The organism is Streptomyces sp. Edi4 (assembly GCF_040253615.1).
GTDB lineage: Bacteria > Actinomycetota > Actinomycetes > Streptomycetales > Streptomycetaceae > Streptomyces.
On record NZ_JBEJGY010000004.1, the window covers coordinates 4,381,690 to 4,406,753 of the forward strand.

The 25,064-nt window shown below is 73.2% G+C and carries 20 protein-coding genes, 4 tRNA genes and 1 pseudogene; 13 read left to right on the forward strand and 12 right to left on the reverse strand.

From position 1 onward, the window contains the following. Positions 1–11: 11 nt before the first annotated feature. The 3 genes from ABR738_RS21865 to ABR738_RS21875 all read right to left on the reverse strand — a co-directional run bounded on the left by ABR738_RS21865 (position 12) and on the right by ABR738_RS21875 (position 896). A tRNA-Asp gene (locus ABR738_RS21865) sits at positions 12–86 on the reverse strand. 38 nt (positions 87–124) lie between these two features. Beyond that, positions 125–197: transfer RNA gene (locus ABR738_RS21870), tRNA-Glu, on the reverse strand. A gap of 348 nt (positions 198–545) precedes the next feature. Next, entirely contained in the window at positions 546–896 is a 351-nt protein-coding gene (locus tag ABR738_RS21875; RefSeq protein ID WP_350231674.1) for a metallopeptidase family protein, read from the reverse strand. Between the two features lie 194 nt (positions 897–1,090). On the opposite strand from ABR738_RS21875, the gene ABR738_RS21880 reads away from it, so the two are divergent. From ABR738_RS21880 to ABR738_RS21895, 4 genes are all read left to right on the forward strand, one after another. Continuing rightward, positions 1,091–1,636 carry a hypothetical protein gene (locus tag ABR738_RS21880; protein WP_350231675.1) on the forward strand — a complete coding sequence of 182 codons (546 nt, stop codon included), beginning with the start codon at positions 1,091–1,093 and terminating at the stop codon, positions 1,634–1,636. A gap of 198 nt (positions 1,637–1,834) precedes the next feature. Continuing rightward, positions 1,835–4,138 (forward strand): DEAD/DEAH box helicase, encoded by a 2,304-nt coding sequence (locus tag ABR738_RS21885; RefSeq protein ID WP_350231676.1) that lies wholly within the window; start codon positions 1,835–1,837, stop codon positions 4,136–4,138. Between the two features lie 214 nt (positions 4,139–4,352). After that, entirely contained in the window at positions 4,353–5,840 is a 1,488-nt protein-coding gene (locus ABR738_RS21890) for an amino acid permease (RefSeq protein ID WP_350231677.1), read from the forward strand. 424 nt (positions 5,841–6,264) lie between these two features. Beyond that, positions 6,265–6,337: transfer RNA gene (locus ABR738_RS21895), tRNA-Lys, on the forward strand. A gap of 566 nt (positions 6,338–6,903) precedes the next feature. On the opposite strand, the gene ABR738_RS21900 is transcribed toward ABR738_RS21895, so the two are convergent. Continuing rightward, the gene (locus ABR738_RS21900; RefSeq protein WP_350231678.1) at positions 6,904–8,268 is read right to left on the reverse strand and encodes an FAD-dependent oxidoreductase; all 1,365 of its coding nucleotides are present in this window, start codon (positions 8,266–8,268) and stop codon (positions 6,904–6,906) included. A gap of 125 nt (positions 8,269–8,393) precedes the next feature. Here ABR738_RS21900 and ABR738_RS21905 point away from each other — a divergent pair, with 125 nt between their 5' ends. The 3 genes from ABR738_RS21905 to ABR738_RS21915 all read left to right on the forward strand — a co-directional run bounded on the left by ABR738_RS21905 (position 8,394) and on the right by ABR738_RS21915 (position 9,433). Then, positions 8,394–8,783, forward strand: coding sequence for an ArsR/SmtB family transcription factor (locus ABR738_RS21905; protein ID WP_350231679.1), 390 nt, complete (start codon positions 8,394–8,396; stop codon positions 8,781–8,783). Positions 8,784–8,814: 31 nt separating this feature from the next. Then, positions 8,815–8,949: a hypothetical protein gene (locus ABR738_RS21910; RefSeq protein ID WP_350231680.1), complete on the forward strand. Its 135-nt coding sequence runs from the start codon at positions 8,815–8,817 to the stop codon at positions 8,947–8,949. Between the two features lie 130 nt (positions 8,950–9,079). Continuing rightward, positions 9,080–9,433, forward strand: a complete 354-nt coding sequence (locus ABR738_RS21915; RefSeq protein ID WP_350231681.1) for a hypothetical protein — start codon at positions 9,080–9,082, stop codon at positions 9,431–9,433. A gap of 225 nt (positions 9,434–9,658) precedes the next feature. On the opposite strand, the gene ABR738_RS21920 is transcribed toward ABR738_RS21915, so the two are convergent. The 4 genes from ABR738_RS21920 to ABR738_RS21935 all read right to left on the reverse strand — a co-directional run bounded on the left by ABR738_RS21920 (position 9,659) and on the right by ABR738_RS21935 (position 12,172). After that, a complete protein-coding gene (locus ABR738_RS21920; protein ID WP_350231682.1) occupies positions 9,659–9,949 on the reverse strand; it encodes a DUF1330 domain-containing protein in 291 nt (96 codons plus the stop codon). A 198-nt stretch (positions 9,950–10,147) separates the two neighbouring features. Beyond that, the gene (locus ABR738_RS21925; RefSeq protein ID WP_350231683.1) at positions 10,148–10,723 is read right to left on the reverse strand and encodes a CYTH domain-containing protein; all 576 of its coding nucleotides are present in this window, start codon (positions 10,721–10,723) and stop codon (positions 10,148–10,150) included. Positions 10,724–10,751: 28 nt separating this feature from the next. Beyond that, positions 10,752–11,567 (reverse strand): hypothetical protein, encoded by an 816-nt coding sequence (locus ABR738_RS21930; RefSeq protein WP_350231684.1) that lies wholly within the window; start codon positions 11,565–11,567, stop codon positions 10,752–10,754. 98 nt (positions 11,568–11,665) lie between these two features. Further along, on the reverse strand, positions 11,666–12,172 hold the full coding sequence (locus ABR738_RS21935; RefSeq protein ID WP_350231685.1) for a SigE family RNA polymerase sigma factor: 507 nt from the start codon (positions 12,170–12,172) through the stop codon (positions 11,666–11,668). 167 nt (positions 12,173–12,339) lie between these two features. Here ABR738_RS21935 and ABR738_RS21940 point away from each other — a divergent pair. From ABR738_RS21940 to ABR738_RS21960, 5 genes and pseudogenes are all read left to right on the forward strand, one after another. Next, positions 12,340–12,413 (forward strand) — tRNA-Met (locus tag ABR738_RS21940). Positions 12,414–12,494: 81 nt separating this feature from the next. Beyond that, positions 12,495–12,626 (forward strand): hypothetical protein, encoded by a 132-nt coding sequence (locus tag ABR738_RS21945; RefSeq protein WP_502964123.1) that lies wholly within the window; start codon positions 12,495–12,497, stop codon positions 12,624–12,626. A gap of 93 nt (positions 12,627–12,719) precedes the next feature. Continuing rightward, positions 12,720–13,843, forward strand: a pseudogene (locus ABR738_RS21950) (PP2C family protein-serine/threonine phosphatase). 423 nt (positions 13,844–14,266) lie between these two features. Continuing rightward, on the forward strand, positions 14,267–15,340 hold the full coding sequence (locus ABR738_RS21955; protein ID WP_350231686.1) for a M23 family metallopeptidase: 1,074 nt from the start codon (positions 14,267–14,269) through the stop codon (positions 15,338–15,340). A gap of 181 nt (positions 15,341–15,521) precedes the next feature. Further along, positions 15,522–16,466 carry an aldo/keto reductase gene (locus ABR738_RS21960; RefSeq protein WP_350231687.1) on the forward strand — a complete coding sequence of 315 codons (945 nt, stop codon included), beginning with the start codon at positions 15,522–15,524 and terminating at the stop codon, positions 16,464–16,466. A gap of 25 nt (positions 16,467–16,491) precedes the next feature. Here the strand turns inward: ABR738_RS21960 and ABR738_RS21965 are convergent, their stop codons facing one another. The 4 genes from ABR738_RS21965 to ABR738_RS21980 all read right to left on the reverse strand — a co-directional run bounded on the left by ABR738_RS21965 (position 16,492) and on the right by ABR738_RS21980 (position 22,082). Further along, positions 16,492–17,934 carry a PrsW family intramembrane metalloprotease gene (locus tag ABR738_RS21965; RefSeq protein WP_350234678.1) on the reverse strand — a complete coding sequence of 481 codons (1,443 nt, stop codon included), beginning with the start codon at positions 17,932–17,934 and terminating at the stop codon, positions 16,492–16,494. Between the two features lie 137 nt (positions 17,935–18,071). After that, entirely contained in the window at positions 18,072–18,845 is a 774-nt protein-coding gene (gene trmB, locus ABR738_RS21970) for a tRNA (guanosine(46)-N7)-methyltransferase TrmB (RefSeq protein WP_350234680.1), read from the reverse strand. Between the two features lie 505 nt (positions 18,846–19,350). Continuing rightward, positions 19,351–20,556, reverse strand: a complete 1,206-nt coding sequence (gene lhgD, locus ABR738_RS21975) for an L-2-hydroxyglutarate dehydrogenase (protein ID WP_350231688.1) — start codon at positions 20,554–20,556, stop codon at positions 19,351–19,353. Between the two features lie 110 nt (positions 20,557–20,666). Continuing rightward, positions 20,667–22,082 carry an NsdA family TPR-like regulatory protein gene (locus ABR738_RS21980; RefSeq protein WP_350231689.1) on the reverse strand — a complete coding sequence of 472 codons (1,416 nt, stop codon included), beginning with the start codon at positions 22,080–22,082 and terminating at the stop codon, positions 20,667–20,669. Positions 22,083–22,874: 792 nt separating this feature from the next. Between ABR738_RS21980 and ABR738_RS21985 the strand changes: the two genes are divergently transcribed. Then, a complete protein-coding gene (locus tag ABR738_RS21985) occupies positions 22,875–25,061 on the forward strand; it encodes an asparagine synthase-related protein (protein WP_350231690.1) in 2,187 nt (728 codons plus the stop codon). Positions 25,062–25,064: the final 3 nt, after the last annotated feature.

Here is a 25,064-nt window from a genome sequence, read left to right on the forward strand (position 1 = left end):
GTGAACTACAGCGGTCCTGACGGGATTTGAACCCGCGGCCTCCACCTTGACAGGGTGGCGAGCACTCCAAACTGCTCCACAGGACCAAGCTTGCGCGAGACCAAGTCTCGCACAGGATTGTGCGTGCCCCCAACGGGATTCGAACCCGTGCTACCGCCTTGAAAGGGCGGCGTCCTGGGCCACTAGACGATGAGGGCTAATTGGCCCGCCTGGGCGCTTCGCAGCGCGTCGGGGACGTGAGAAGCATATGGGATGCGGGGAGGTATCGCCAAAACGGTTTCCCGCGACCCCTGGGGAGGGCGTTCCGGGCCGCCCCGCCGGGGGTCCACCGGGGGCCCGGCCCGGGGCGTACTCCGAGCCGGGCTGCCGGGGCTGCCCTACTCCGGGCCGGGCTGCCGGGGCCGCCCTACTCCGGCCCGCGTACTTGGCCGCCGCGCTCGGACCGTCGTACTTGGCCGCCGCACTCGGACCGTCGTACTTGGGGCCGGCGTACTCGGGCCGGCGCACCCGACCGCGCCGTACTCGGGCCGGACGCAAGGGGGCCGTCAGCCCCAGCCCAGTTCGTGGAGGCGTTCGTCGCCGATGCCGAAGTGGTGGGCGATCTCGTGCACCACGGTCACCGACACCTCGTGGACCACGTCCTCGGCCGTCTCGCAGTGCCGCAGGGTCGGGCCCATGTAGATCGTGACCCGGTCCGGCAGCACGGCCGCGTACCACTCGCCCCGGTCGGTGAGCGGGGTCCCCTCGTAGAGACCGAGCAGTTCGGGGCCGGACGGATCGGGCTCGTCCTCCACGAACACGGCCACGTTGTCCATGAGCCGGGTCAGCTCCGGCGGGATCTTGTCCAGGGCGTCACTGACCAGCTCTTCGAAGGCGTCACGCGTCATCTCCAGCACACGGTCCATTGTCCGGGACACCCGCCCGTTCCGGTGGTCGCGGGAACGGGGTGATGTCCGGGCGCCCCCACTCGGCGGCCGCGCTCGGACGGATGTCGGGCGCAAGCCGGGCCTGGCCCGGGCGTGTCCCCCGTGGGGGCGCGGGAGTTGGAACGTACGACCCCACCGCTTCCCGTGTCCCGGAGGTTCCCCCCGTGCGCCAGTTGACCACCCCTGCCCGCCTGGCCGAGCTGGCCATGACCGTCCTGGTCCTCGTGGCGTCGGCTGGCTGCATGAGCGTGAGCGACGAAGAGGGCAGGCCCAAGCCCTCGGTCTCGGCCGGGCAGCACGGCGAGGCGGCGGCGCGGCCCGAGGAGGGCAAGGGCGGCGCGGGCGAGGTCAAGGGGCGCCCCGGCAAGCACGACCCGAAGGCGGCCGGCGGGCCCTCGGGGGCGGCAAGACCGGGCGGGGCCCCGGCGCCGGGGCCGGCCGTGCCGTCGGCGGGCGCCAACCCGAAGCCCGGCGGCGCGGGCCCGGCCAAGCCATCCCCGGGCGCGCCGACGCCGTCGCCCCCGGCCCCCACCCGTTCGCTCCCCGCGCCGCCGCCGGTCTCGCCGCCCCCGCCCCCCGTCTCGCCGCCTCCGCCGCCGGCCTCCCCGTCCACGACGCCGGGGGCCGACACGCACAACAGCGCGCTGCGCCGGAACCAGGCTCCGATCGAGCAGGAGCCGACCGCATCACCGCAGGTCGGACCGGTTTAGGGGGACTCGGTTTGCCTTAGGGGGGTGAGGGTGCGTATGGTAGTAGATCGTTTGATCCCATTGCCCGGCGCCGACACAGAAGAGCGCCGTGTGGCGCGTACTCTCCCTAGCCGTGGCTGACCGCATTGAGGCGGTCGAATTGCGAATTCACGGAGTTGACGGGCGCGTGCCGAGACTCCGGAAGGTTTCGCATTTCGCATGTCCATTTCCAGCACTGACCACTCCGTCCTGCCCGAGAACGAGAACATCGACTCCGTCGAGGCCGTCGAGAACGCCTCCGTCGAGGCCGTCCAGAACGACGTCGTCGAGGCCGTAGCGGCTTCCGACGTCATCGAGGTCGTCGAGATCGTCGAGTCCGAGGCGGACGAGAACACCGAGCCCACCGAGCCCACCGTCACCTTCGGCGACCTCGGTCTGCCCGACGGCGTCGTGCGCAAGCTCGCGCAGAACGGCGTGACCAGCCCCTTCCCGATCCAGGCCGCGACCATCCCGGACGCCCTGGCCGGCAAGGACATCCTCGGCCGTGGCCGCACCGGCTCCGGCAAGACCCTCTCCTTCGGTCTGCCGACCCTGGCGCAGCTCGCCGGCGGCCACACCGAGAAGAAGAAGCCCCGCGCGATCATCCTCACGCCGACGCGTGAGCTCGCGATGCAGGTCGCGGACGCGCTCCAGCCCTACGGCGACGTGCTCGGCCTGAAGATGAAGGTCGTCTGCGGCGGTACGTCGATGAGCAACCAGATCTACGCCCTGGAGCGCGGCGTCGACGTCCTCGTCGCCACCCCGGGCCGTCTGCGCGACCTCATCAACCGTGGCGCCTGCTCGCTCGCCAACGTCCAGGTCGCCGTCCTCGACGAGGCCGACCAGATGTCCGACCTGGGCTTCCTGCCCGAGGTCACCGAACTGCTCGACCAGATCCCCGGCGGCGGCCAGCGGATGCTGTTCTCCGCCACCATGGAGAACGAGATCTCCACCCTGGTCAAGCGCTACCTGACCAACCCCGTCACGCACGAGGTCGACAGCGCGCAGGGCAACGTCTCGACGATGACCCACCACGTCCTCGTGGTGAAGCCGAAGGACAAGGCGCCGGTCACCGCCGCCATCGCCGCCCGCAAGGGCCGCACGATCATCTTCGTCCGCACCCAGCTGGGCGCGGACCGCATCGCCGAGCAGCTGTGCGAGTCGGGCGTGAAGGCCGACGCGCTGCACGGCGGCATGACGCAGGGCGCCCGTACCCGCGTTCTTGAGGACTTCAAGAAGGGCTACGTCAACGCGCTCGTCGCCACCGACGTCGCCGCGCGCGGCATCCACGTCGACGGCATCGACCTGGTCCTCAACGTGGACCCGGCCGGTGACCACAAGGACTACCTGCACCGCTCGGGCCGTACCGCCCGCGCAGGCAAGTCCGGTGTCGTCGTCTCGCTTTCGCTGCCGCACCAGCGCCGCCAGATCTTCCGGCTGATGGAGGACGCGGGCGTCGACGCCTCGCGCCACATCATCCAGAGCGCCGGCGCGTTCGACCCGGAGGTCGCCGAGATCACCGGCGCCCGTTCGCTGACCGAGGTCCAGGCCGACTCCGCGAACAACTCGGCCAAGCAGGCCGAGCGCGAGGTCGCCGAGCTCACCAAGGAGCTGGAGCGCCTGACGCGCCGGGCCGGCGAGCTGCGCGAGGAGGCCGACCGCCTGGTGGCGCGTGCCGCCCGCGAGCGCGGTGAGGACCCGGAGGTCGCGGTCGCCGAGGTCGTCGCCGAGGCCGAGGCCGAGGTCGCGGCTGTCGCCGCCGCCGCTGCCGTGCCCGCGCAGGCCGAGGTCCGTGAGGACCGAGGCGGCTTCCAGCGCCGTGACGACCGGGGCAACTTCGACCGCCGCGACAACCGTGGTGGCGACCGGGGTGAGCGTGGCGGCTTCAACCGCGACAACCGCGACAGCCGTGGTGGCGAGCGTGGCGGCTTCAACCGTGACCGCCGTGACGACCGCGGTGGTTTCCAGCGCCGTGACGACCGCGGTGGCGACCGTGGCGGCTTCCGCCGTGACGACCGTCCCTCCGGTGGTTTCCGTCGTGACGACCGTCCCTCGGGTGGCTTCAACCGTGACGACCGCGGTGGCGACCGTGGCGGCTTCCGCCGTGACGACCGTCCCTCCGGTGGTTTCCGTCGTGACGACCGTCCCTCGGGTGGCTTCAACCGTGACGACCGCGGTGGCGACCGAGGCGGCTTCCGTCGCGACGACCGTCCCTCCGGCGGTTTCAACCGTGACGACCGCGGCGACCGTGGCGGCTTCAACCGCGACCGTCGTGACGACCGTCCCTCCGGTGGCTTCAACCGTGGTGGCAGCGACCGCCCGTTCAACCGTGACCGCCGTGACGACCGTCCCGCCGGCGGCGGCTTCCGCACCGGTGGCCACGACCGCCCGCAGGGCCGTCGTGACGAGCACCGTGGCACCGGCACCAGCACCGGTTCCTTCGGGCGCCGCGACGACAAGCCCCGCTGGAAGCGCAACGGCTGATCGCTCAGCCGCCGTCGCCTGACGGTTCATCAGGGCCCGTACCCCGCCTGCTCGGTGGCGTACGGGCCCTTTTGCGTACCCCGGGCCCGGCCGCCCCGATGACCGGCCGATCCGATCCGATCCGGTCCGATCCGGTCCGATCCGGTCCGATCCGGTCCGATCCCGGCCACCCGTCGGCGCATGCCGTACCCGGGGGCGGGGAATCGCTGGGGGCATGACAAATGACGTCGGCACCACAAGCGAGGGAAGCCCGGGGTCGGACGAGGAACGCCTGGCGCAGCTGGGCTACAAGCAGGTGCTCGCCCGCCGCATGTCGGCGTTCTCCAACTACGCCGTCTCGTTCACGATCATCTCTGTGCTCTCCGGCTGCCTGACGATGTACGCGTACGGCATGAAGACCGGCGGCCCCGCCCTCATCACCTGGGGCTGGGTGGCGGTGGGTCTGATGACCCTGGTCGTCGGCCTCGCGATGGCCGAGATCTGTTCGGCCTACCCGACCTCGGCCGGGCTCTACTTCTGGGCGCACCGCCTGGCCCCGCCCCGGCAGGCCGCCGCCTGGGCGTGGTTCACGGGCTGGTTCAACGTGCTGGGCCAGATCGCTGTGACGGCGGGCGTGGACTTCGGCGCGGCGTCGTTCCTCGGGGCGTACCTGAACCTCCAGTTCGGCTTCGAGGTCACCCCGGCCCGCACGATCGGGCTCTTCGCGGCGATCCTGCTGCTGCACGGGCTCCTGAACACCTTCGGCGTGCGCATCGTGGCGTTCCTCAACGGCGTGAGCGTGTGGTGGCACGTACTGGGTGTGGTGGCGATCGTGGCGGCCCTGGCCCTCGTGCCGGGCACGCACCGCTCGACGTCGTTCGTCTTCACCGACTTCGTGAACGAGACGGGCTTCACCAACAGCGTGTACGTCGTCCTGATCGGCCTGTTGATGGCCCAGTACACCTTCACCGGGTACGACGCGTCCGCGCACATGACGGAGGAGACCCACGACGCCTCGACGGCCGGCCCGCGCGGCATCGTCCGCTCCATCTGGACGTCCTGGATAGCGGGCTTCGTCCTCCTGCTCGGCTTCACGTACGCGATCGGCTCGTACGACACCCAGCTCAACTCCGACACGGGCGCGCCCCCCGCCCAGATCCTCCTGGACTCCCTCGGCGAGACCGGCGGCAAGCTGCTGCTCCTCGTCGTGATCGGCGCCCAGCTCTTCTGCGGCATGGCGTCGGTGACGGCCAACTCCCGCATGATCTACGCCTTTTCACGCGACGGCGCGCTGCCCTTCTCGCGGCTGTGGCACACGGTGAGCCCGCGCACGCGCACCCCGGTCGCGGCGGTCTGGCTCGCGGCAGGCGCGGCGCTGGTCCTGGGCCTCCCGTACCTGATCAACGTCACGGCGTACGCGGCGGTGACCTCGATCGCGGTGATCGGCCTCTACATCGCGTACGTCATCCCCACCCTGCTGCGCCTGTTGCGCGGCGACGCCTTCACCCCGGGCCCCTGGCACCTGGGCCGCTGGTCCCGCCCGGTCGGCATCGTGGCGGTGGCCTGGGTGACGGTCATCACGGTCCTGTTCATGCTCCCCCAGGTCTCCCCCGTGACCTGGGAAACCTTCAACTACGCCCCCCTGGCGGTCCTGGCGGTCCTGGGCTTCGCCGCCGCGTGGTGGCTGGCGTCGGCCCGGCACTGGTTCCTGCGGGGGGAGTGAGGAGGGAGCGGGGCGGCGTGCGGCGCGGGGCGCGCCGGGGTGACGGGGGCGGCGCGGGGTTGCCGGAGCTGCGGGCCCCGGCGGGCGGCCCCGGTCGGTGGCGGGGCGACGATCCCGGTCGGCGGTGGCGGGGGTGGCGCGGGGTTGCCGGTGCGGCGGGCCCCCGGCGGGTGGCCCCGGTCGGTGGCGGGGCGACGATCCCGGCTGGCGGTGGCGGTGGCGGTGGCGGTGGCGGTGGCGGGGGTGGCGCGGGGGTGCCGGTGCGGCGGGCCCCGGCGGGCGCCCGGTCGGCGACGGCGGCCCCTGGCGGGAGGCCCGGACGGGCGGGCCCGACACGCTGGTCCCGCACCCGTGACGAGCCCGACAACGGATACCCGATCGGCTGCCGGGCGCTGTCCGGCTATGCTCTGGGGTGACTCGCCAAGGGCCATTAGCTCAATTGGCAGAGCAGCGGACTTTTAATCCGTTGGTTGTCGGTTCGAGTCCGACATGGCCTACATCGAGTGGCGGAGGGGCTACCCCCTCTGACCTGCACGGGAGCGCCCCGGCCGGGGTTCATCGGCCGGGGCGCTCCGCTGTTTTGGGGCACGCCGCGTTCGGCGAAGCCCCCGGCCCCCTGCCCGCCGCGCGTCCCCACCCGTGTGCCGTCAGCCCCAGCGGGCGGCGATGTACGGGTTCGAGCGCGCTGCACGCCGTTCCCGTGTTCAGGCCGGGCACCAGCACGCTCGCGCTCCGCGACAGCCACGACAACGCCGCTCCGACTCTCGGCTCGACCGCACGCATCCACCTCTTCGAAGCCCGCGAACTGTCCTTGGGACCACGGCAACACAAGCCTGCGGAAAGGGACTTCAAGCCCTCTGGTGGCCCATGCCGACCCCTGTTCAAGCGGCCGAAGAAGGGCGCTTCCTGTTGCCGGCCGGGCCGCTCGGGCTCCTCCTTGCCGAACGCTCCACACCCTGACGGACAGCGCCGGGGGGATCATGACGGGGGCCCGCGACCGGCCCCCCGTTCCGGTCGCGGCCCCGGGCTCGTCCTCGTGGGCCCGGCGGTTATCCGCCTCTGGTCAGCAGCCCCCGGAAGGTGCCGGAACTTCGGTGCCGATCTGGAGAGCGGCCGGGGCGGCACAGCAGCCACCGCCGTCACTGACCTCGGCGGTGTCGGGCTCGTCGAACAGGCCGGCGCCGCCGCACACTCCGGTTTCGGGGAGCGTCAGTTCGACGCGTCCGGCGGCTTCGTGGTCGCCCGCGAGGGCGGCGGCGATGGAGCGGACCTGCTCGTAGCCGGTCATGGCGAGGAAGGTGGGTGCGCGGCCGTAGGACTTCATGCCGACCAGGTAGACGTCCTTCTCCGGGTGGGACAGCTCGCCCGCGCCGTGCGGGTAGACGGTGCCGCACGAGTGCACGTTGGGGTCGATCAGCGGGGCCAGATCGACCGGGGCCCGGAGACGCTCGTCCAGGGAGAGACGGAGCTCGTCGACGAAGGACAGGTCGGGGCGGAAGCCGGTGAGTCCGATGACCTCGTCGACCGGGTCGAGGAGGCGGCCGTCCTCGCCCACCAGCACCAGGCGGCCGTCCTCGGTCGTCTCCACGGCCTCCGTCCGGAAGCCGGTCACCGCGTCGGCGTGGCCGTCTTCGACGGCGGCCTTGGCGGCCAGGCCCAGGGCGCCACGGGCGGGAAGTTGGTCAGCCTCGCCGCCGCCGAAGGTCGAGCCGCTGATGCCGCGCCGGAGGATCCACACGGCGTGCGTGCCCGGCTCGTCCCTCGCCAGCCCGGCGAGGGCGGCCAGGGCGGTGAAGGCGGAGGCACCCGAGCCGACGACGGCGGTGCGCCTACCCGCGTAACGGGCCCGCACGGAAGGGTCCTTGAGGTCGGGGACGCGGTAGGAGATATGGGCGGCCGCGGCCTTCTCACCCAGGGCCCTGAGGCCGTCACCGCCGAGCGGACCGGGCGTCGACCACGTGCCGGAGGCGTCGATGACAGCGCGGGCGAACAGGCGGCCCCCGGTGCCGTCGGCGTACTCGATGTGGACGGTGAAGGGCTGCTGGTCACGGTCGGCGTCCACTACGCGGTCGCGTCCGGTGCGGGAGACGCCGGTGACCCGGGCGCCGTAGCGGACGCGTTCGCCGAGGATGTCGGCGAGCGGCTGGAGGTAGCGCTCGGCCCAGTCGCCGCCGGTCGGGTACGTGGCACCGTCGGGCTTGACCCAGCCGGTGGGGGCGAGCAGCCTCTCGGCGGCCGGGTCGACGACCTCGGCCCAGGTGGAGAAGAGCCGGACGTGCGCCCAGTCGCGCACCGCGCTGCCTGCGGCTGGACCCGCCTCCAGGACCAACGGTTCGATGCCGCGCTCGACCAGGTGGGCGGCGGCAGCCAGGCCGATGGGGCCCGCGCCGATGACCACGACGGGCAGCGCGGCGGTGTTCTCGCTCATCGAATGCTCCTGAGGCAGGGTGGGGCGGTTCAAGACAGGGACTCCGTCGATCATCCGAACTGATTCGACGTTCTTCGATATAGAGGAGCTTGGCGCACTGGATCGGCAGATGTCAATATTGACGTATGTCGAATTCACGTGGGGCCTCGGGCGAGGTCGAGCTGCCGGTCCTGAACCAGGCCGACGCACCGGCGGTGCCCTGCTGCCCTCCACTGAACGAGCGCCCGTTGAGCGCGGAGGAGGCCGAGCGGACCGCGAAGATGTTCAAGGCGCTCGGCGATCCGGTCCGACTGCGGCTGTTCTCGGCGGTCGCCTCGCACGAGGGCGGCGAGGCGTGTGTGTGCGACATCTCCGATGTCGGTGTGTCCCAGCCGACCGTCTCCCACCATCTGAAGAGGCTCAAGGACGCCGGGCTGCTGTCGTCCGAGCGGCGGGGGACATGGGTCTACTACCGGGTGGAGCCGGCCGTGCTGGCTGCCATGGGGCAGTTGCTGTCGTCCGCGCCCCCGGCCTGATCTGCCCGTCGCACGCGAGGAGTTGCTGCACGTGTCCACCCCCGCAGGTTCGTCGGCCACGCTGGTTGTGCCGCTGACCGCTCGGCACGCGGATCAGGCTCTGGCTCTGGCGATCCAGCCGGCCGGCACCGACGAGGACAACGTCACCTTCCGGCCGGATGCGTGAGCGCTCCAGTTCCTCCACCACGAGTTCTCGTGGAAAACAGGTCAACCTCATTCAGGGCGCTTGACCGGGTGCGGGGGCGGGGCGCTACTTGTCGGTGCCTACCGCGCAAATGCCGATCAAAGGGGGCTCAATGGGAAAGATCATGCGATCGAGGCTGACGGTGACGCTGGCGGTTGCCGCCGTCGTCGGCCTTGGCCTTCCGGGAGTCGCCGGTGCGGCGGATGGCTCCACCCAGCTCAGGTCCAACACGGCCTGTAGCGACGGCAAGGCGACAGCAGTGGAAAACGTGGCCATCCGCGCCAGTGCCAGTACCAGTGCCGCTCTGGTGACCACTGCCCTGAAGGGGCAGACGTGGGCCTGTGGTGCGAACAGCGTCATCCTGGGCGGCCGGTACACCGCTTGCGGGACATCGAACGGCAACGGTTGGTTCTACGTCTACAACAACAACTACGCGGGCTATAGCACGTCGGGTTGTTGGGGGTGACGCCACCCGCGTGACCCCTCCCAGCGCCGAGAGGCGCATTCCGGCGGTCGTCGCGTCACAGTGATCAACTGGTTGTCTCCAGGAGCTGCGCGAGGCGTTCGGCTGGGGTGTCCCAGCCGAACGCTTTTTTGCGTGGTCGGCTGTTGAGTTCGGCGGCTACGGCGTCCAAGTGCGCACGGATGTGGCTGGCCGCCCTCGCGCTTTTGGCGCCAGGAGGCCTTCCGCCTAGAGGCCTTCTATGATGCGGAAATCGCGCTCGACGCCGTCGGACATGGCGAGCAGCGCCTGCTGGTAGGCCTCGCTGGCGTGGGCCGCGACGGCCTGTTCGAAGCTGTCGAACTCGATCAGAATGACGCGCTCGGTGACGCCCTTCTCGTGGGCCACGACCCGCCCGTCGCGGGAGAGCAGTCGCCCGCCCCCGGCCGCGACGGCCGGAGCGGCCAGCTTGTTGTAGGCAGCCAGCTTCTCGGGGTCGGAAATGGCGCGGTAGACGCTGACCCAGTAGCCCTTGGCCATGAGGAACTCCAGTGTTCGTGAAAGTGCACGGGTGATTGCGGGAACGGGCTGCTCAGCGCCCGGTGGGCTGGTCGGCCTGGACGGACGGTTACGTACAGGGCCCCGAGGCCGAGCGGTACGCCGATGGCCGGCTTCGCACGCGGCGCGGCGTTCGGACCCGTGAGGCGGGCGGCGAGGGCGTCGATGATCTGTAGGGGGTCACTCCGGGTGCAGGCCGTGTTCCGCCAGCCAGGCGAGCAGGTCCCGGCGCGTGGCCCCGACGAGTCGGCCGCCCGTGAAGCGGAGGTCGTCCGTCACCTCCGCCACGCATCCCGCGGGGAAAGCGAACGCGTGCGCCTCCTCGTCGGTCGTGAACTCGGCCTCGGCCAGGACCAGTCCGCGCAGGTGGCCCCCGAAGACGTCCACGCCCAGGGGAGGCGCGCTGCAACGCGTCTTGGTCAGCACCTCGGCCGGCAGTGTGGCGAGCAGGTCGTACTCGGTGGCCGACAGGTACGTGTTGGTGATCAGGCCTTGTACGCCCCCGGTGCCGCCCGGGCGTGGCGCAGGCACCTTCTGCGTCAGCTTGCGTTCGAGGGTGCCGTCCGGGAGCTCGACGCGGCGCAGTCGCAGGCGCGTACCCGTGAGATACCGGTCGGTGATCATCCGGGTGGCCGTCACCGTCGACGGGTCCGGCGGGCCGGGCATCAGGAACCGTCGTTCGCGTTCGACGCGCGCGTACTTACCGGGGTGGATGGCCGAAGCGCCCTGGTGCGCGGGGGAGTTGGTGTCTGACACCCGGGCAGTTTCGCAGCCGGACGCCGGTTCAGGCGACCGCGCCGAGGACCGGCGCCCAGATCGCGCCGGTGAGCGCGGTCACCGCCTGCTGTTCGGTGAGCGGGGGAGCGGGTCGGGTCGGCTTCGGGGTGTGGGCGCCGTCGCCGCCCCCGGTGCTGTTCCACTGGACCAACTGCACTTGCGCGCCAGTGGACTTGAGCGTCACCGTCACCGTCCAGCGGTGGGCGGTGTCGGCGCGTGCCGGCTGCTCGGCCGCGTTCACCTGCGTCATCACCCGGGCGCCGCCGGGAAGCGCGGCGCTGCTCGGCAGCTCGCTCACCGCGCACGTGTCGCCCTTGGCGCGCGCGGGCGTCTGCTCGCAGCTCAGCCCGTCGCCGTCCTTCAGCGGCAGCTTCAGCCGTACGGCCGAGACGCCGACCCGCGCGGCGCCGTGCCCGTCGTCGAGGGTCACCTCGCCGTTGGCGACGTATCCGGCGGACGGGTCGGACGGGTTGTTGCTCTGCCCGGTCGCCTCGCTGAACCGGGCCCCGGGGAACATCTTCTCCACGGCCTGGATCATCTCGGTGTCCTTGATCTCGGAGCGTGGCAGCGCGAGCGCGGCCGGTTCGATGTCGGAACCCGTGAAGTGAGGTGAGTGGAGGGCGGCCAGCTCGCCCGGGAGCGCCAGGGCGGCCGCCGTGAGCACGGCGCAGGTGCCCGCTCCGATGAGGACGGCGCGGGCGCCGCGCCGCCGCCGGCGGGCCCGGCCGCGTTCGACGGCCCCGCTCACCAGCGCGGTGAGGTCGGGTTCGAGGGAGTCGGTGGTGCGGCGCAGGGCGTGGGTCAGGTCTGCTTCGAACGGCATGCTGGCGTCACCTTTTCTGGCGGCGGATGTCCTGGTGCCGGTGGGTTCGGCGCCGGGAGGGAGAGGTGGGTGGGGTGGGCGGGGGGCGGGCGCGGCGCTCAGTGCGGGACCAGGTCGGTCAGGCTGTCGCCGAGCAGCGCGCGCAGCCTGCCGAGGGCGCGGGTGCCCTGGGAGCGGACGGCGCCGCTGCTCAGCTTGAGCATCCGGCCGGTCTCCTCGATGCTGCGGTCCTCCCAGTACCGAAGGAGCAGCACCGCCCGGTCGCGGGGCGGGAGTTGGCCGAGCGCGTCGAGCAGGGTCAGGCGCAGCGCGGCGTCCGGGCCGCACGCCGCGTTCTCCGGCATGGCCGCGACGGGGCGTTCGCCGGAGCTCCGCCGGCGGCGCAGGCTGAGGAAGGCGCGGACCAGAACCGTCTGGGCGTAGGCGGCGGGGCTGTCCGCGCGGGCCACCCGGTTCCAGTGGATGTACACCCGGCTGAGGGTTTCCTGGACCAGGTCCTCGGCGAGATGGCTGTCGCCGGCCGCGAGCACGTACGCCGAGTGGTACAGCGCCCTGGCCCGCGCGGCCACGAACTCCAGATACGCGTCCTCCTGTGCTGGCTTCACTCGGTCCCCGCCCGTCCGGTCGTTCCTCGATGCGCGTGCATACCCCTGATGACTACGTGGGACGGCAGGATGTCGCGCGCTTGCGGCATCGTTTCTTCGCGGGTTCACGGCCCGCCGGTAAATGGTGCGGAGCACCCCTTTGAATGGCGTACAGTTGTGTTTACCGACGCGGGGTGGAGCAGCTCGGTAGCTCGCTGGGCTCATAACCCAGAGGTCGCAGGTTCAAATCCTGTCCCCGCTACTGAACGAAATGGCCCGGCACTGTTCACAGTGCCGGGCCATTTCGCGTTCAGGCGGACGGGCGCTCGGCGCGCCGCCGCCAGTGGCGCCGTCCCAGGAGCAGGGCGCGGCCGGCGCCGCCCGCGCCCTGCGGGCCGCGCTGCCCGGCCAGAACGTCCTCAGTGAAGCCGAGGAGCGTCTTCTGGCGGAATGGCTCCGCCGGCTGTCCGCCTAGCCGCCGGGCGGGGCGGGCCGGGGCGCGGAGGCCGGTGCCCACCCGCTTGGACGCTTCCGATTCGCCCCGCGCCGCGCGAGCGGCAAGGCTGGACTGGTGCGGCAGCGAGCAGAAGGCGAAAAGCGCCTGGTACGGGCGCTCCCCGTACTCCTCGTCGTCGGCGGCTTCGCCTTCGACGCCTCGACCCCGCCCGATCTGACGGCCGCCGCCCTGTTCTCGGGCGCCCCGGTCGCCGCCGCCCCGTTCTACTCGGGCCGTGGCACCGCGGCCGTGGGGCTCGGCTCGGTCGTCGCCATCGTGGCGCTCTGGTTCATACACGATCTGCCCAACCTCGGCGAAGGCGCGAGCGAGCTGTTCACCGTGCTCACGGTGAGCGGGCTCGCCCTCGTCATCAACCGCATCCTGCGCCGCAGCGGCGAACAGCTCGCGTCCGCCCGCGTCATCTCGGAGACCGCGCAGCGCGCCGTGCTGCCCACGCCCGCAGCCCGGATCGGCGGCCTGCACGTGGCCGCGCGGTACGAGGCGGCGCAGGCGGACGCCTTCATCGGCGGGGACCTCTTCGCCGTGCAGGACACGCCGTACGGGGTCCGGCTCATCGTCGGTGACGTACGGGGAAGGGGCTCCAGGCGGTGGAGGCCGTCGCCGTGGTGATCGGCGCGTTCCGTGAGGCGGCCGAGCACGAGTCCTCCCTGGAAGCGGTGACCCAGCGCCTGGAGCGGGCCCTTGCCCGCGAGGGCACCCGGCGCGACCGGCTCGACGCGGTCGAAGGGTTCACCACGGCGCTGCTCGCCGAGATCCCGCACGGCGACGGCACCGTACGCCTGGTGAACCGGGGCCACCCCGAGCCGTTCCTGCTGCACCCGGACGGATCCCTCGACGTGGTCGTGCCGGCGGAGCCCGCGCTGCCGCTCGGCATGTCGGACCTCGGCGTGTGGCCGGACCGGGCCGATGTGCGTCCCTTCCCGCCGGGGACGACGCTGCTGCTCTACACCGACGGGCTCTCCGAGGCACGCGACAGCCAGGGCATCTTCTACAACCCGGGCGCCCGCCTGCGCGGCGCGATCTTCCCGGGGCCCGACGAGGTCCTGGACGCGCTCGTCGACGATGTACGCCGCTACACGGGCGGCGGTGCGAGCGACGACATGGCGCTGCTCGCGGTGGCCCGCCCGATGGAGGGTCAGCCCGAGCGGCGACGCACGGTCAGGATCGTGAAGTAGGGGCACGGCGGGCCCGTCCCGACGCGGGCCGGCGCGGATAACAACTGACACACTGTCAGGAAATGGGTGCGACGGAAGTGGCCTTGAGGGGTCGTCAACTCGCCTGATTTGTCCGGACAATGGGCGGTAAGCCCGGGCCATGGCTGTTAACGATCAGTGGGGAACGGCTTGGAATCAACCCCCGCCGTCTATTAACGTTCGATAACGCAGCGCGGTCGTACCAGCCGTCGCACAGGCGGCACCGTGCGCATGCGCCGAATCCCGCGAGGGAGCCGGGGAACCACCGACTTGGGGCGATCGCGACGTCCGCCACGGGCGCTCGCGGGAGGCCTTCCTGCTCCGGACCCTCCCCAGAGCCCGGACGGCCCGGGGACGCCCGCCGCCGGCCCGGTAGGCGAAAAGGATGGAAAGGAGCGCGCCCTCGTGGCGTCCAACGAGCCTGCCTTCGGCACCTCTGCCCCCTCTGCTCCGCTGTACGGGGACGCGCCCGGCGAGAACGAGAGCTGGGAGGAGTGGGACCCCACCGAGGAGTCCGTACGCTCCGTCCGTGGCCGGCACCGGGTGGCCAAGCAGCGCGGCGGGCTCGCCCGCAGCTCCACCGTCCTCGGCGTCGGCGTCATCGCCGCCGTGGGCGCGGGCGGCATGGCGACCGCGCAGCCCAGGCCCCCCGTCTCCATATCCCTGCCCGACTCCCTCACCGACAACCTGCCCGGCCTCGGCTCCCTGCCGGGCGTGGGCGGGCTCGTCCCGGGCGACGACGGCGCGGACGCGTCCGAGAGCCCGGCGGCCCGGGCCGACCAGAAGATCGCCGGGGCGCCGCTGACCATGGCCGGGCTCTCCACCAGCGAGGCCGAGGCGGGCGTCACCGACGCGGGCGAGGCGCTGCGCGCCCGCATCCTGCACCAGGCCGAACAGCAGAAGGCCGGGGCGGCCGCCGAGGCGAAGGCCGCGGCGCAGAAGGCGGCGGCCGAGCAGGCGGCCGCAGAGGCCAGGGCCAAGCAGGACGCGGCCCAGGCGAAGGCCGCCGCCGAGAAGAAGGCGGCGGACGAGGCGGCGGCGAAGAAGGCCGAGGAGAAGCGGCTGGCCGAGCTGGCCGCCTCCTACTCCCTGCCGGTCGGCTCCTACACGATCACCTCCACGTTCGGGGAGGCCGGCTCGATGTGGTCCTCGGGCCACCACACCGGCCTCGACTTCGCAGCGCCCACGGGCACGCCGATCAAGGCGATCCACTCCGGGACGGTCAAGTCGGCCGGGTGGGCGGGTGCTTACGGCTACCGCACGGTCATCGCGCTGGATGACGGCAGTGAGCTCTGGTACTGCCACCAGTCCTCGCTCGCGGTGACGGTGGGGCAGACGGTGTCCACGGGGGAGGTGGTGGGACGGGTCGGGGCCACGGGGAACGTGACGGGGCCGCACCTGCACCTCGAAGTGCACGCGCCGTCCGGCACGGGCCTCGACCCGATGGCGTGGCTCCAGTCCAAGGGCCTGACGCCCTGAGCCGGTCCCGGTCCCGGTCCCTGGCGCCGGCTGTGCGTGGCCGGCCTCGCGGTTCCGCGCGCCGCTGACCACCTCGTGCCGGCGCGGTTGTTGGGGCATGCCCGGCCCGCAGGGGCCATTCGCCCCGTCCGCATCCGCTGGGGGTGGAATAGGCGGGCCCGGCGGGGAGTTGGGGGGAGCCATGACTTCTCTGCGTGTACTCGGCAGCTCCGGCCTCTCCGTCCACCCCCTCGCGCTCGGCGCCAACGTCTTCGGCTGGACCGCCGACGAGGCCCAGTCCTTCGCCGTCCTGGACGCCTACACCGAGGGCGGCGGCAACTTCGTCGACACCGCCGACGCCTACTCCAAGTGGGCCCCGGGCAACTCCGGCGGCGAATCCGAGACGATCATCGGCAAGTGGCTGACCGGCCGGGGCAACCGCGCCGACGTCGTCATCGCCACCAAGGTCGGCGCGCACCCCCGGTACGAGGGGCTGGCCGCGAGCACCATCAAGGCCGGTGCCGAGGAGTCGCTGCGCCGCCTCGGCACCGACTACATCGACCTGTACTACACGCACTTCGACGACCTCACCGTCCCCGTCGAGGAGATCGTCACCGCCCTCGACCAGCTGGTGCGGGACGGCAAGGTCCGCGCGGTCGGCGCCTCCAACATCACCCCCGCCCGGCTCCAGGAGTCCCTGGACTTCGCCGACCGCGAGGGCCTGGCCAAGTACGTGGCGCTCCAGCCGCACTACAACCTGGTCTCGCGCGACACCTACGAGGGCGCCCTCCAGGACACCGCGTCGCGCGCGGGGCTGGCCGCCGTGCCGTATTTCGCGCTGGCCGCCGGGTTCCTCACCGGCAAGTACCGCCCGGGCAGGTCCGTGGACAGCGCGCGGGCCGCGGGCGCGGGCAAGCACCTGGAGACCGAGCGGGGCCGCAAGGTGCTGGCCGCGCTCGACCGGATCGCCCAGGAGCACGACGCCGAGATCGCCACGGTGGCGCTCGCGTGGCTGGCCGCCCGCCCCACCGTTGCCGCGCCCATCGCCTCAGCCCGCACCGTGGAGCAGCTGCCGGCGCTGCTCGCGGTCGCCGAACTGGAGCTCACCGACGCGCAGATCACGGAGCTGACGGCCGCCTCCGCGTGACGGGCGCCGGGCGGATTCAGGGGACTCAGGACCGGTAGGGGTTGTGCTGGGCGCCCGGCGCGGGGCTCGTGAACGGGTCCGGATGTCCGTGGGGGGCGTACCCGGGACGGGGCGCGTTGGGGTGCTGGGTGTGCGGGTGCTGGGCGTACGGATGATGGGCGGGCGGATGCTGCGCGTACGGGTACGGGGAGCCCGGGTACGGAGGGCGCGGCTGCGGGGGCAGCCAGATCCGGCCCGCCGCGCCCGCCGCGTACAGCAGCGCCGGCCCCGCGACCGGCTTGCGCTCCCACAGATGGTGGAGCAGTTCCTGCTCGCGCGCCGCGAAATCGGGGCCCGGGCCGGTGGCGCCCGCGCGGCGGTAGGCGCGGTGGCGCAGGAAGGCGAGCGTGGTCGCGAACGCCTCGTACTCGGCGACCGCCCGCGCCGCCGGCTTGCCGCCGAAGCGGTGGTGGGCGAAGTCGCGGGCCATCGCGCGGGCCCGCATCGACGACAGCGCGAGCGGTTCCACCGGCCCGAGCCAGCCGGCCGCCGCGTACGCGGGCAGCTCGGCGGCGACCGTACGCAGCTCGCGCTGCCGGCTCCCTATCGCGAGCCAGGTGAGCAGCCCGAACACCGGCAGCATGACCGCCCCGTACACGATGAAGAAGCCGTACGCCCCGAACAGCGCTGAGCTGTTCCACAGGGCGTGCATGCCCATCGCGAGGACCAGGCCGAGCAGCGGCAGAGCGATCCGGCGCAGCCGCCTGCCGGGCGGCGAGAGCGCGGCCAGGCCGAAGCCGACGCCGGTCAGGGCCGTGAACAAGGGGTGCGCGAACGGCGACATGACGACCCGTACGAAGAACGTCGCGGCCGTCGTCGAGCCGCCGCTGTGGCTCGCCTGGTCCTCACCGAAGGCGTTGCCCAGGTAGAGGATGTTCTCGGTGAAGGCGAAGCCGGTCGCGGTGAAACCGGCGAAGACCACACCGTCGACGATCCCGTTGAAGTCGCGTCTGCGGAAGCGGAACAGCAGCAGGACGGCCACCGCCTTCGCGCTCTCCTCGACGATCGGGGCTATGACACTGGCGCCCAGATGGTCGGCGGATGACGGGTCGGCGGTGGCGGTGGCTATCCAGCGCGTCGCGAACGAGTTGGCGATGATCGCCACCAGGGCGGCGGCGCAGGCGCCCCAGGCGAGGGCGAACAGCAGGTTGCGCCAGGGGCCGGGGTCGACCCGGTCGAGCCAGCGGAACGCCGCGCCCAGCAACGGCACCGGGAGCACCGCGAGGCCCAGGCCCACCAAGAACCCCTCGGTGCCGGTCTGTTCCCGTACGAGCGCGACGATGACCAGGCCGCACAGGGCGAGCAGGGTGATCAGCGCGCCCGCGCGGACCGCCTTGGAACGCCAGAAGTCGCGGCGCGGGCGGTAGCGCCACTTCGACCGGTCCGGCGGGACCGTCTCGAACCGGGGCTCGTCCGCGCACGGCGGCACCGGCCGGGGCGCGAGGGCCTGGCCGGGCTGCGGGGGCGCACCGGCGCCCTGCCCGGGGTGTGGGCGATGCGGAAGCGGCTCGAAGGACACGGGACGACCCTAACGAGCCGCACTGACAATGCGCGACGGCGCCCGCACTACCCGCTGTGGGCGCCGGTGGTGGCGGGCCCGGTGCGGGCGACCCGGCGGAACAGCAGATCGTGCACGACGTGGCCCTTGTCGAGGCCCTGGCCCTCGAACCGGGTCAGCGGGCGGAACGGGGGGCGGGGCGCGTAGCCGCCGCCCTCCACGGTGTTCTCGAAGTCGGGGTGGGCCTCGAGGACTTCCAGCATCTGCTCGGCGTAGTCCTCCCAGTCCGTCGCGCAGTGCAGTACGGCGCCGGGCTTCAGCCGCGTCGCGGCGAGGGTCAGGAACTCCGGCTGGATCAGGCGGCGCTTGTGGTGGCGCTTCTTGGGCCAGGGGTCCGGGAAGAACACCCGCATGCCGTCCAGGGCGTCCGGTTCCAGCATCTCGCGGAGCAGGATGATCGCGTCGCCGTTGGCCACGCGGATGTTGGTCAGGCCGCCGCGCTCGGCGAGGCCGAGGAGGTTGCCCTGGCCGGGGGTGTGGACGTCGACGGCGAGGATGCCGGTGGCGGGGTCGTCGGCGGCCATCTGCGCGGTGGCCTCGCCCATGCCGAAGCCGATCTCCAGGACGACGGGGAGGCCGTCGAACAGCTCCGCCGGGTCGATCTTGCGCAGCCCGTCGATGTCGAAGCCCCACACCGGCCACAGGCGCTCCAGGTACTCGCCCTGGCCGGTGGTGACGCGGCTGCGGCGGGGCTGGAAGCTGCGGATGCGGCGTTCGTGGTGCGAGCCGGCGGGGTCGGCGGCGGGGCCGCCGGGGAAGCGGGGTGCCTTGTCCCTCGGCAGGACCTTGCCGGTCGCTGGGGCCGGGGCTTCTGGGGTGCGGGGGTGCTCAGACACAATGCCCCAATCCTACGACCCCGCCCCCTCAAACCCGGCCCGGCCTACGCGCTGGGGATGCCCACGCGGGCCGGCACCAGCCCCGCCGGGGGCGCGGGGAACTTCGCGAGAAGCGACCACGGCCCGCAGTCGGCGCCCCTGGGGCTCCGCCCCAGACCCCGTGCGGCCTGAACGGCCTCGTCCTCAATCTCCCCCAAGGCCTTGAGGGCCAGGGGGGACCCCCATGACGGGCTGGGTTTGCCTCCATGGGCCCGCACCGAGACCGCCAGGGGCGGCGGGCTGTATGTGCGGGCCGGCACCAGCCCTGCCAGGGGCGCGGGGAACTGCGCGGGGAGCGCCCACGGTCCGCAGCCGGGGCACCTGGGGCACCTGGGGCTCCGCCCCGGACACGGGCCCGCGCCGAGACCGTCAGGGGCGGCCGCACTGACGGGGTGCGCGCTGACCCAAACCGCTACGCGTCGCGCAAAACCGTCAGGGTGCGCGACGCGACCTCGCGGCCGATGGGGAGGGACGCCGTCGCCGCGGGGCTCGGGGCGTTCAGGACGTGCACCGTCCGCGGCGCCTGACGGATCAGGAAGTCGTCCACCAGCGTGCCGTCCCGCAGCACCGCCTGCGCCCGCACCCCCGCCGGCGCGGGCCGCAGGTCGGCCTCGGTCACCGAGGGCAGCAGCCGCCGCACCGCATCGGTGAAGGCCCGCTTGGACCAGGAGCGGCGCAGCTCACCCGCCCCGTAACGCCAGTGGCGCCGGGCTATGCGCCACGAGCCGGGCCACGCGAGCGTGCCGGCCAGCTCGCGCGGCCGCACCGTGCGCCAGTCGTACCCCTCGCGGGCCGCCGCAGGCACCGCGTTGGGCCCGACGTGGACCGAGCCGTCCACACCCCGGGTGAGGTGGACGCCGAGGAAGGGGAAGGCGGGGTCGGGCACCGGGTACACCAGGCCTTTGACCAGGCCGGGCCTGGTCAGCTCGTAGTACTCGCCCCGGAACGGCACGATCCGTACGCCCGGTTCGTCGCCCGCGAGCCGCGCCACCCGGTCGCTGTGCAGCCCCGCGCAGTTGACCAGGGCGCGGGCGCGCAGCACCGTACCGTCGGCGGTGCGCACGGCGACGCCGAGCGGGGCGCGCCGGTCGACGCGGACGACCTCCGCGCCGTAGCGGACCTCCGCGCCGGACAGCTCCGCCAGACGCGCCGCCACCGCCCCGTAGTCGCACACCCCCGTCGTACCCACGTGGATCGCGGCGAGGCCGGTCACCTCCGGCTCGTACTCCGCTATCTGGGGCGGGCCCAGCTCCCGTACCGGGATGCCGTTCTCGCGGCCGCGCTGGACCAGCGCGTGCAGCCGGGGCAGCTCCGCGCGCTCGGTGGCCACGATCAGCTTGCCGGTGACCTCGTGCGCGATGCCGTACCGCGCGCAGAACTCGACCATCTCGGCCGCGCCCCGCACCGCGAAGCGCGCCTTGAGGGAGCCGGGCTTGTAGTAGATGCCGCTGTGGATGACCCCGCTGTTGCGGCCCGTCTGGTGCCGGGCCGGGCCGGGCTCCTTCTCCAGGACCGTCACGCGTGTCCCGGGCGCCTCCCGCGTGAGCGCGTACGCCGTCGACAGGCCCACGATCCCGCCGCCGACCACCAGCACGTCGCAGTCGTACGTCGTCGTCACCCAGGCACCTCCCACCCCGGCTCGCGTCTTTCCCGGAGGACGGCCCCGGACCCCCTCACCACATACTGCACTGGCCCACTGACAATCCCGGTAAACGTCCCGGACGGCCGCTACGCCGGGGTCACGAGCAGCGGCCTCGCGCGTTCGCGCAGCTCGGCGACTCTCGGCTCGTCCCCATAGGGCTCCAGGCGGTGCAGCAGATCGCGGACGTACTCGGTGGTGCGCGCCGAGGAGATGCGGCCCGCGACCTCGACGGCCCGGGTGCCGGCCGCGCACGCCGCGTCCAGATTGCCCGATTCCAGCTCGGCCACGGCGCTGACCACCAGGCGCAGGCCGTGCGAGCGGACGAACTCCTCGGTGGGCCGCGACAGGGCCTGCTCGGTGAAGCGGCGCACCTGGCGGGGCGCCTTCAGGTCGCGGTAGCACTCGGCCGCGTCCGCCGCGAAGCGGTCGTAGGAGTAGAAGCCGAGCCAGGAGGGGTCGCAGTCGCCCTCGCGCGAGCGCTCGAGCCAGGACTCGGCGGCCTTGAGGGCGGCCTCCGCGGGGTGCCCGTCGCCGGCCTTGGCGTGGGCGCGGGCCTCCACCAGGCGGAAGAAGGACATGGTGCGGGCGGTGGCCAGGCCTCGGTTGCGTTCGACGGCGGCCTGCGCGAGGTCGACGCCCTCGTCGGCGAAGCCCCGGTAGGTGGCCTGGAGCGACATAGAGGCGAGCACATAGCCGCCGAGCGGTACGTCGGCGGCGGCGCGCGCGAGGCGCAGGGCCTGGATGTAGTAGCGCTGGGCGGCCTCCTGCTGGCCGGTGTCGAAGGCCATCCACCCGGCGAGCCGGGTCAGCTCGGCGGTCGCGCCGAACAGCGCCCGCCCCACCTCGTCGCTGTAGGAGCCGAGCAGCAGCGGGGCGGCATCCACCCGTAAGCACTCGGGCACCATGGACGAACGCCAGTCGCCGCCGCCGTACTTGGAGTCCCAGCGGCGCGCGTCCTCGGCGGCCTCGCGCAGTTTGGCCACGTCGCTGTGGCCGACCTTCAGCGGTGGCAGGTCGGTCAGGTCGGTGCTGCGGGCCACCGAGGAGTCGGCCGGGGTGATGAGCCAGCGGGAGGCGGGGGTGGCGTAGGCGCTGACCGCGAAGGAGCCCGCGAGGGACTGCCAGATGCCGCCGCCCGCGCGCCGTCCGGCCAGATCCAGCCGGTACAGATCGGTCGCCGAGCGCACCGCCTCCGAAACGTCGCGCGGGAAGGCGAGCCCGACCTCGGGGGCCGGGTCCGCGTCCGCGAGGCCGATTTCGTGCAGCGGGACGGGCCGGCCCAGCTTGGCGCCGATGGCCGCGGCTATGAGATGCGGCGCGGCGCCCTGGGGCACCATGCCCTTGGAGACCCACCGCGCCACGGACGTCTTGTCGTAGCGAAGGGTCAGGCCCCGCTGCGCGCCGAGGTCGTTGACCCGGCGGGCGAGGCCCGCGTTGCTGATTCCCGCGAGGGCGAGAACGGTGCCGAGCTTCTCGTTGGGCCCGCGTTGCTCCCTGGACATGCGCCACCCCTCGACACAGACGGCGTTCCCCGGGTGGTGTGGTGTCCGGTTCGTCGGCCGCAAAAGCATGTGGCCGTGCCCTCGGGAATATGCCACCCGTGAGGAACAGCAGTAAACACAGCGTAGTTCGCCGCATCCCGACCGTTAAGGGGCGGTCTTCCGTATGGCGAGATTGTTTTCCGTACGGTCGCCCGCCGACGCCCCCGGCGCCGGCGCGGGCGCGGACGCGTTGCGCCGGGGGTGAGGCGGCGCCGGCCGCCGCCGCGCTCCCGACGTGTGGCCGTGCGCCCGGCCGTGCGCTCTCGCAGGGCCCCCAGGGGGACGCTTCCATGTGTGGTGCGTGGGTCGGCCCGCCGCATGGATACGGCGGGCTGGGGGACACCGCCGCCTCAATCCCCGCGGGCGGCGGACCGGTCCGGGAGGCGAACGGCGCCTCCCGGACTGTGTGTTGTGGGCCTTCAGAGACGCGCGGGGCGACGGTCACGGCGGCCAAGAATGGCTGGATGTCGCCCCTCGCCGGAGCGGCCGACGGCATCTCGCCGATCCCGCCCGGCCTGTCCCGTGCGTCCCGGGAACGGCGTCAATCGGCCATCCCCCGGCGTGTGTTCACTTGGTTTGCGCGCGGCCGGTAGCCCCTCTCGGGCGCGGTTGTCGTGGCAGCATGGGGTTCCGGCCTCCTCGGGCCCCCGTGGAGCGCCCTGACGGGAAGTCGTCCCGGCTGCATCTGACGTAACGTCAGAAGGCGGCCGGCCCGGGGTTGTCCACGAGTTGTCCACAGCCTGTGGAGGCGCGATGCGATGGTTGGTGGGGTGGAGCAGCGTCGCCGCAAGCTTCCGCGCGACCACGTACGGAACGACCGCGTACGGAACGACTACGTACGGAGCGGGCGCGTACGGAACTGGCGCGTACGGCGCTCCCGACGGCCAGGGCCGCACCGCCGGCGCGGTCGGCGAGCCGGACGAGGGCCGCACGGTCCACCCCGTGGGCGCCCAGCTCCTGTGGGGCGACCCGGATCCGCTGTGGGCCGTGGGGGACTGGCGGCCCGACGAGATCCGCCTGGTCAGCGTGGGCGCCGACACCCGCCTCGCCGTCCTCGGCTGCTGCGCCGCCACCGATGAGGAGCTGCGCCTCGGCCTGTTCGCCGCGCGCGGCGGCGCGCTGCGCCACCTGTCCGCGTGGCCCGGCAGCTACACCGCCGTCGCCCAGGTCGCCCGCCGCATCACGGTGGTGGGCGACCTGGCGGGCGCCCGGCCCGTCTTCCACACCCCCTGGGCCGGCGGAACCGCCTACGCCACGGCGGCACTTCCGCTCGCCGACCTCATCGAGGCCCAGCTCGACATCGGCCACCTCGCGGCCCTGCTCGCCTGCCCCGACGTACCGGAGGCGCTGGGTGACTCCACTCCGTACGCGGGCGTGCGCCGCATCCCGCCCGGGCACGCACTCGTCCTGCGCGAGGGCTCGCGTGAGATCACCGGGTACGAACCGTTCGCCTCGCTCGCGGTGGCCGCGCCCCAGCGGGCGCCCGCCGAGGCCGTGGACGGCGTGCGCGACGCCCTGGTCCGCGCGGTGCGGGCCCGGCTCACCGCGCCCCGGCACGCCCCCGAGACCCCGCCGCCCGACCCGGGCCCGGTCCCCGGCATGGGCCCCGCCGAGCGGCGCGCGGCACGCGGGGGCCCGGCGCCCGGCATCGGCTCCGACCTCTCCGGAGGGCCCGCCTCCGCCACCCTCGCCCTGCTCGCCGCCGGCCTGCCCGGGGCGCCCGGCACGGTGCTCGGCCACGGCACCGGCGCGGGCGAGCGCCTGCTCGCCGTCACCTTCAACGACCTCACCGTGCCGGGCGGGCAGGCCGAACTGGAACGGGCCGGCGCGATGGCCGCCAACCCCCGCCTGCACCACGTGGTGGTGACGGGCGGCGATGAAGCCCTGCCCTACGCCGACCTCGAAGGCCCCCTCACGGACGAACCGGGCCCCTGCCTCATCACGGCCCCCCGCCACCGCGCACGCCTCCTGTCGGGCAGCGCCGACCACTTCACCGGCAGCGGCGCACGCCAGGTACTCGACGCCCATCCGGCGCGCCTCGCCGACCTTCTGATGGACCGTCAGCGTCGGCATCTGCTCCGTCCGGCGACGGCCCTCGCCAAGACGGGCGGCCCCTCGGCCCACTCCCTCTTCGTCCCGCTCACCGTCTACCGCGCGGCCCGCCGCCTGGCCCGCACCCCCTACCGCACCGGCATCGAATCGGCGGCGGACGCCCTGCGCGAGCCCCGCTTCGACGACGAGGCGAGCCCGCTGTCGGTCTCCCTGGCCGCCCTGTCGTGGACCCGGCCGGGCCCCGCTGCCCGCTGGCTCACCGGCGAGGCGCTGGCGGAAGTATCGGTTCGCCTCATGGCGTCGGCGACCCGGCCCGCGCCGAGCCAGCGCCCCGGCGAGGCCCGCGCGTCAGCCGCCCTCGCGCGCTACGCATCGGACCACCGCGTCCTCGAACAGGCCGCGGAGGTCCGGGGCCAGCGTCTGCACGCGCCCTTCCTCGACAATCAGGTCGTCCGCGCCTGCCGGGCCCTGCCCGAATCCCTGCGCGTCCAGCCGGGCGCCCGCGCCACCATCCTGCGTACGGTGCTGTCGGCGTCCGGGGTGCGCGACCTGCCCCCCGGCTGGGGCGCGCCCTCCCACGCGCCCTCCACGGCCGCCGCCCGCGCGGGTCTGCGCCAGTACGCCGACCCGCTGGTCTCCCTCTTCGAGGCGCCGCTGCTCGCCGACGCGGGCCTGATCGAGGCCCGCACGGTCCGCAAGGCGCTGCGGGCCGCCGCCGCGGGCGAGCCCCTGCCCCTTGACGGCCTGGCCGACCTGGTCTCCACCGAGCTGTGGCTGCGCCGCCTGCTGGCCCGCAGGGGAACGTGCTGGACGGGCACGGCGGCGCCGAAACAGCGCGCGGTGGCGGGCGGCGTGACCCCGCCAAGGCGCCCGACGCTGCGGGCGTGAGCC

Excerpts from the sequence above, each read along its gene's own strand:
- ABR738_RS21905 (WP_350231679.1), top strand. The coding sequence starts at position 8,394 with ATGTCGAATTCACGTGGGGCCTCGGGCGAGGTCGAGCTGCCGGTCCTG.
- ABR738_RS21915 (WP_350231681.1), top strand. The coding sequence starts at position 9,080 with ATGGGAAAGATCATGCGATCGAGGCTGACGGTGACGCTGGCGGTTGCC.
- ABR738_RS21920 (WP_350231682.1), bottom strand. The coding sequence starts at position 9,949 with ATGGCCAAGGGCTACTGGGTCAGCGTCTACCGCGCCATTTCCGACCCC.
- ABR738_RS21985 (WP_350231690.1), top strand. The coding sequence starts at position 22,875 with ATGCGATGGTTGGTGGGGTGGAGCAGCGTCGCCGCAAGCTTCCGCGCG.
- ABR738_RS21980 (WP_350231689.1), bottom strand. The coding sequence starts at position 22,082 with ATGTCCAGGGAGCAACGCGGGCCCAACGAGAAGCTCGGCACCGTTCTC.
- ABR738_RS21890 (WP_350231677.1), top strand. The coding sequence starts at position 4,353 with ATGACAAATGACGTCGGCACCACAAGCGAGGGAAGCCCGGGGTCGGAC.
- ABR738_RS21960 (WP_350231687.1), top strand. The coding sequence starts at position 15,522 with ATGACTTCTCTGCGTGTACTCGGCAGCTCCGGCCTCTCCGTCCACCCC.
- ABR738_RS21885 (WP_350231676.1), top strand. The coding sequence starts at position 1,835 with ATGTCCATTTCCAGCACTGACCACTCCGTCCTGCCCGAGAACGAGAAC.
- ABR738_RS21900 (WP_350231678.1), bottom strand. The coding sequence starts at position 8,268 with ATGAGCGAGAACACCGCCGCGCTGCCCGTCGTGGTCATCGGCGCGGGC.
- ABR738_RS21930 (WP_350231684.1), bottom strand. The coding sequence starts at position 11,567 with ATGCCGTTCGAAGCAGACCTGACCCACGCCCTGCGCCGCACCACCGAC.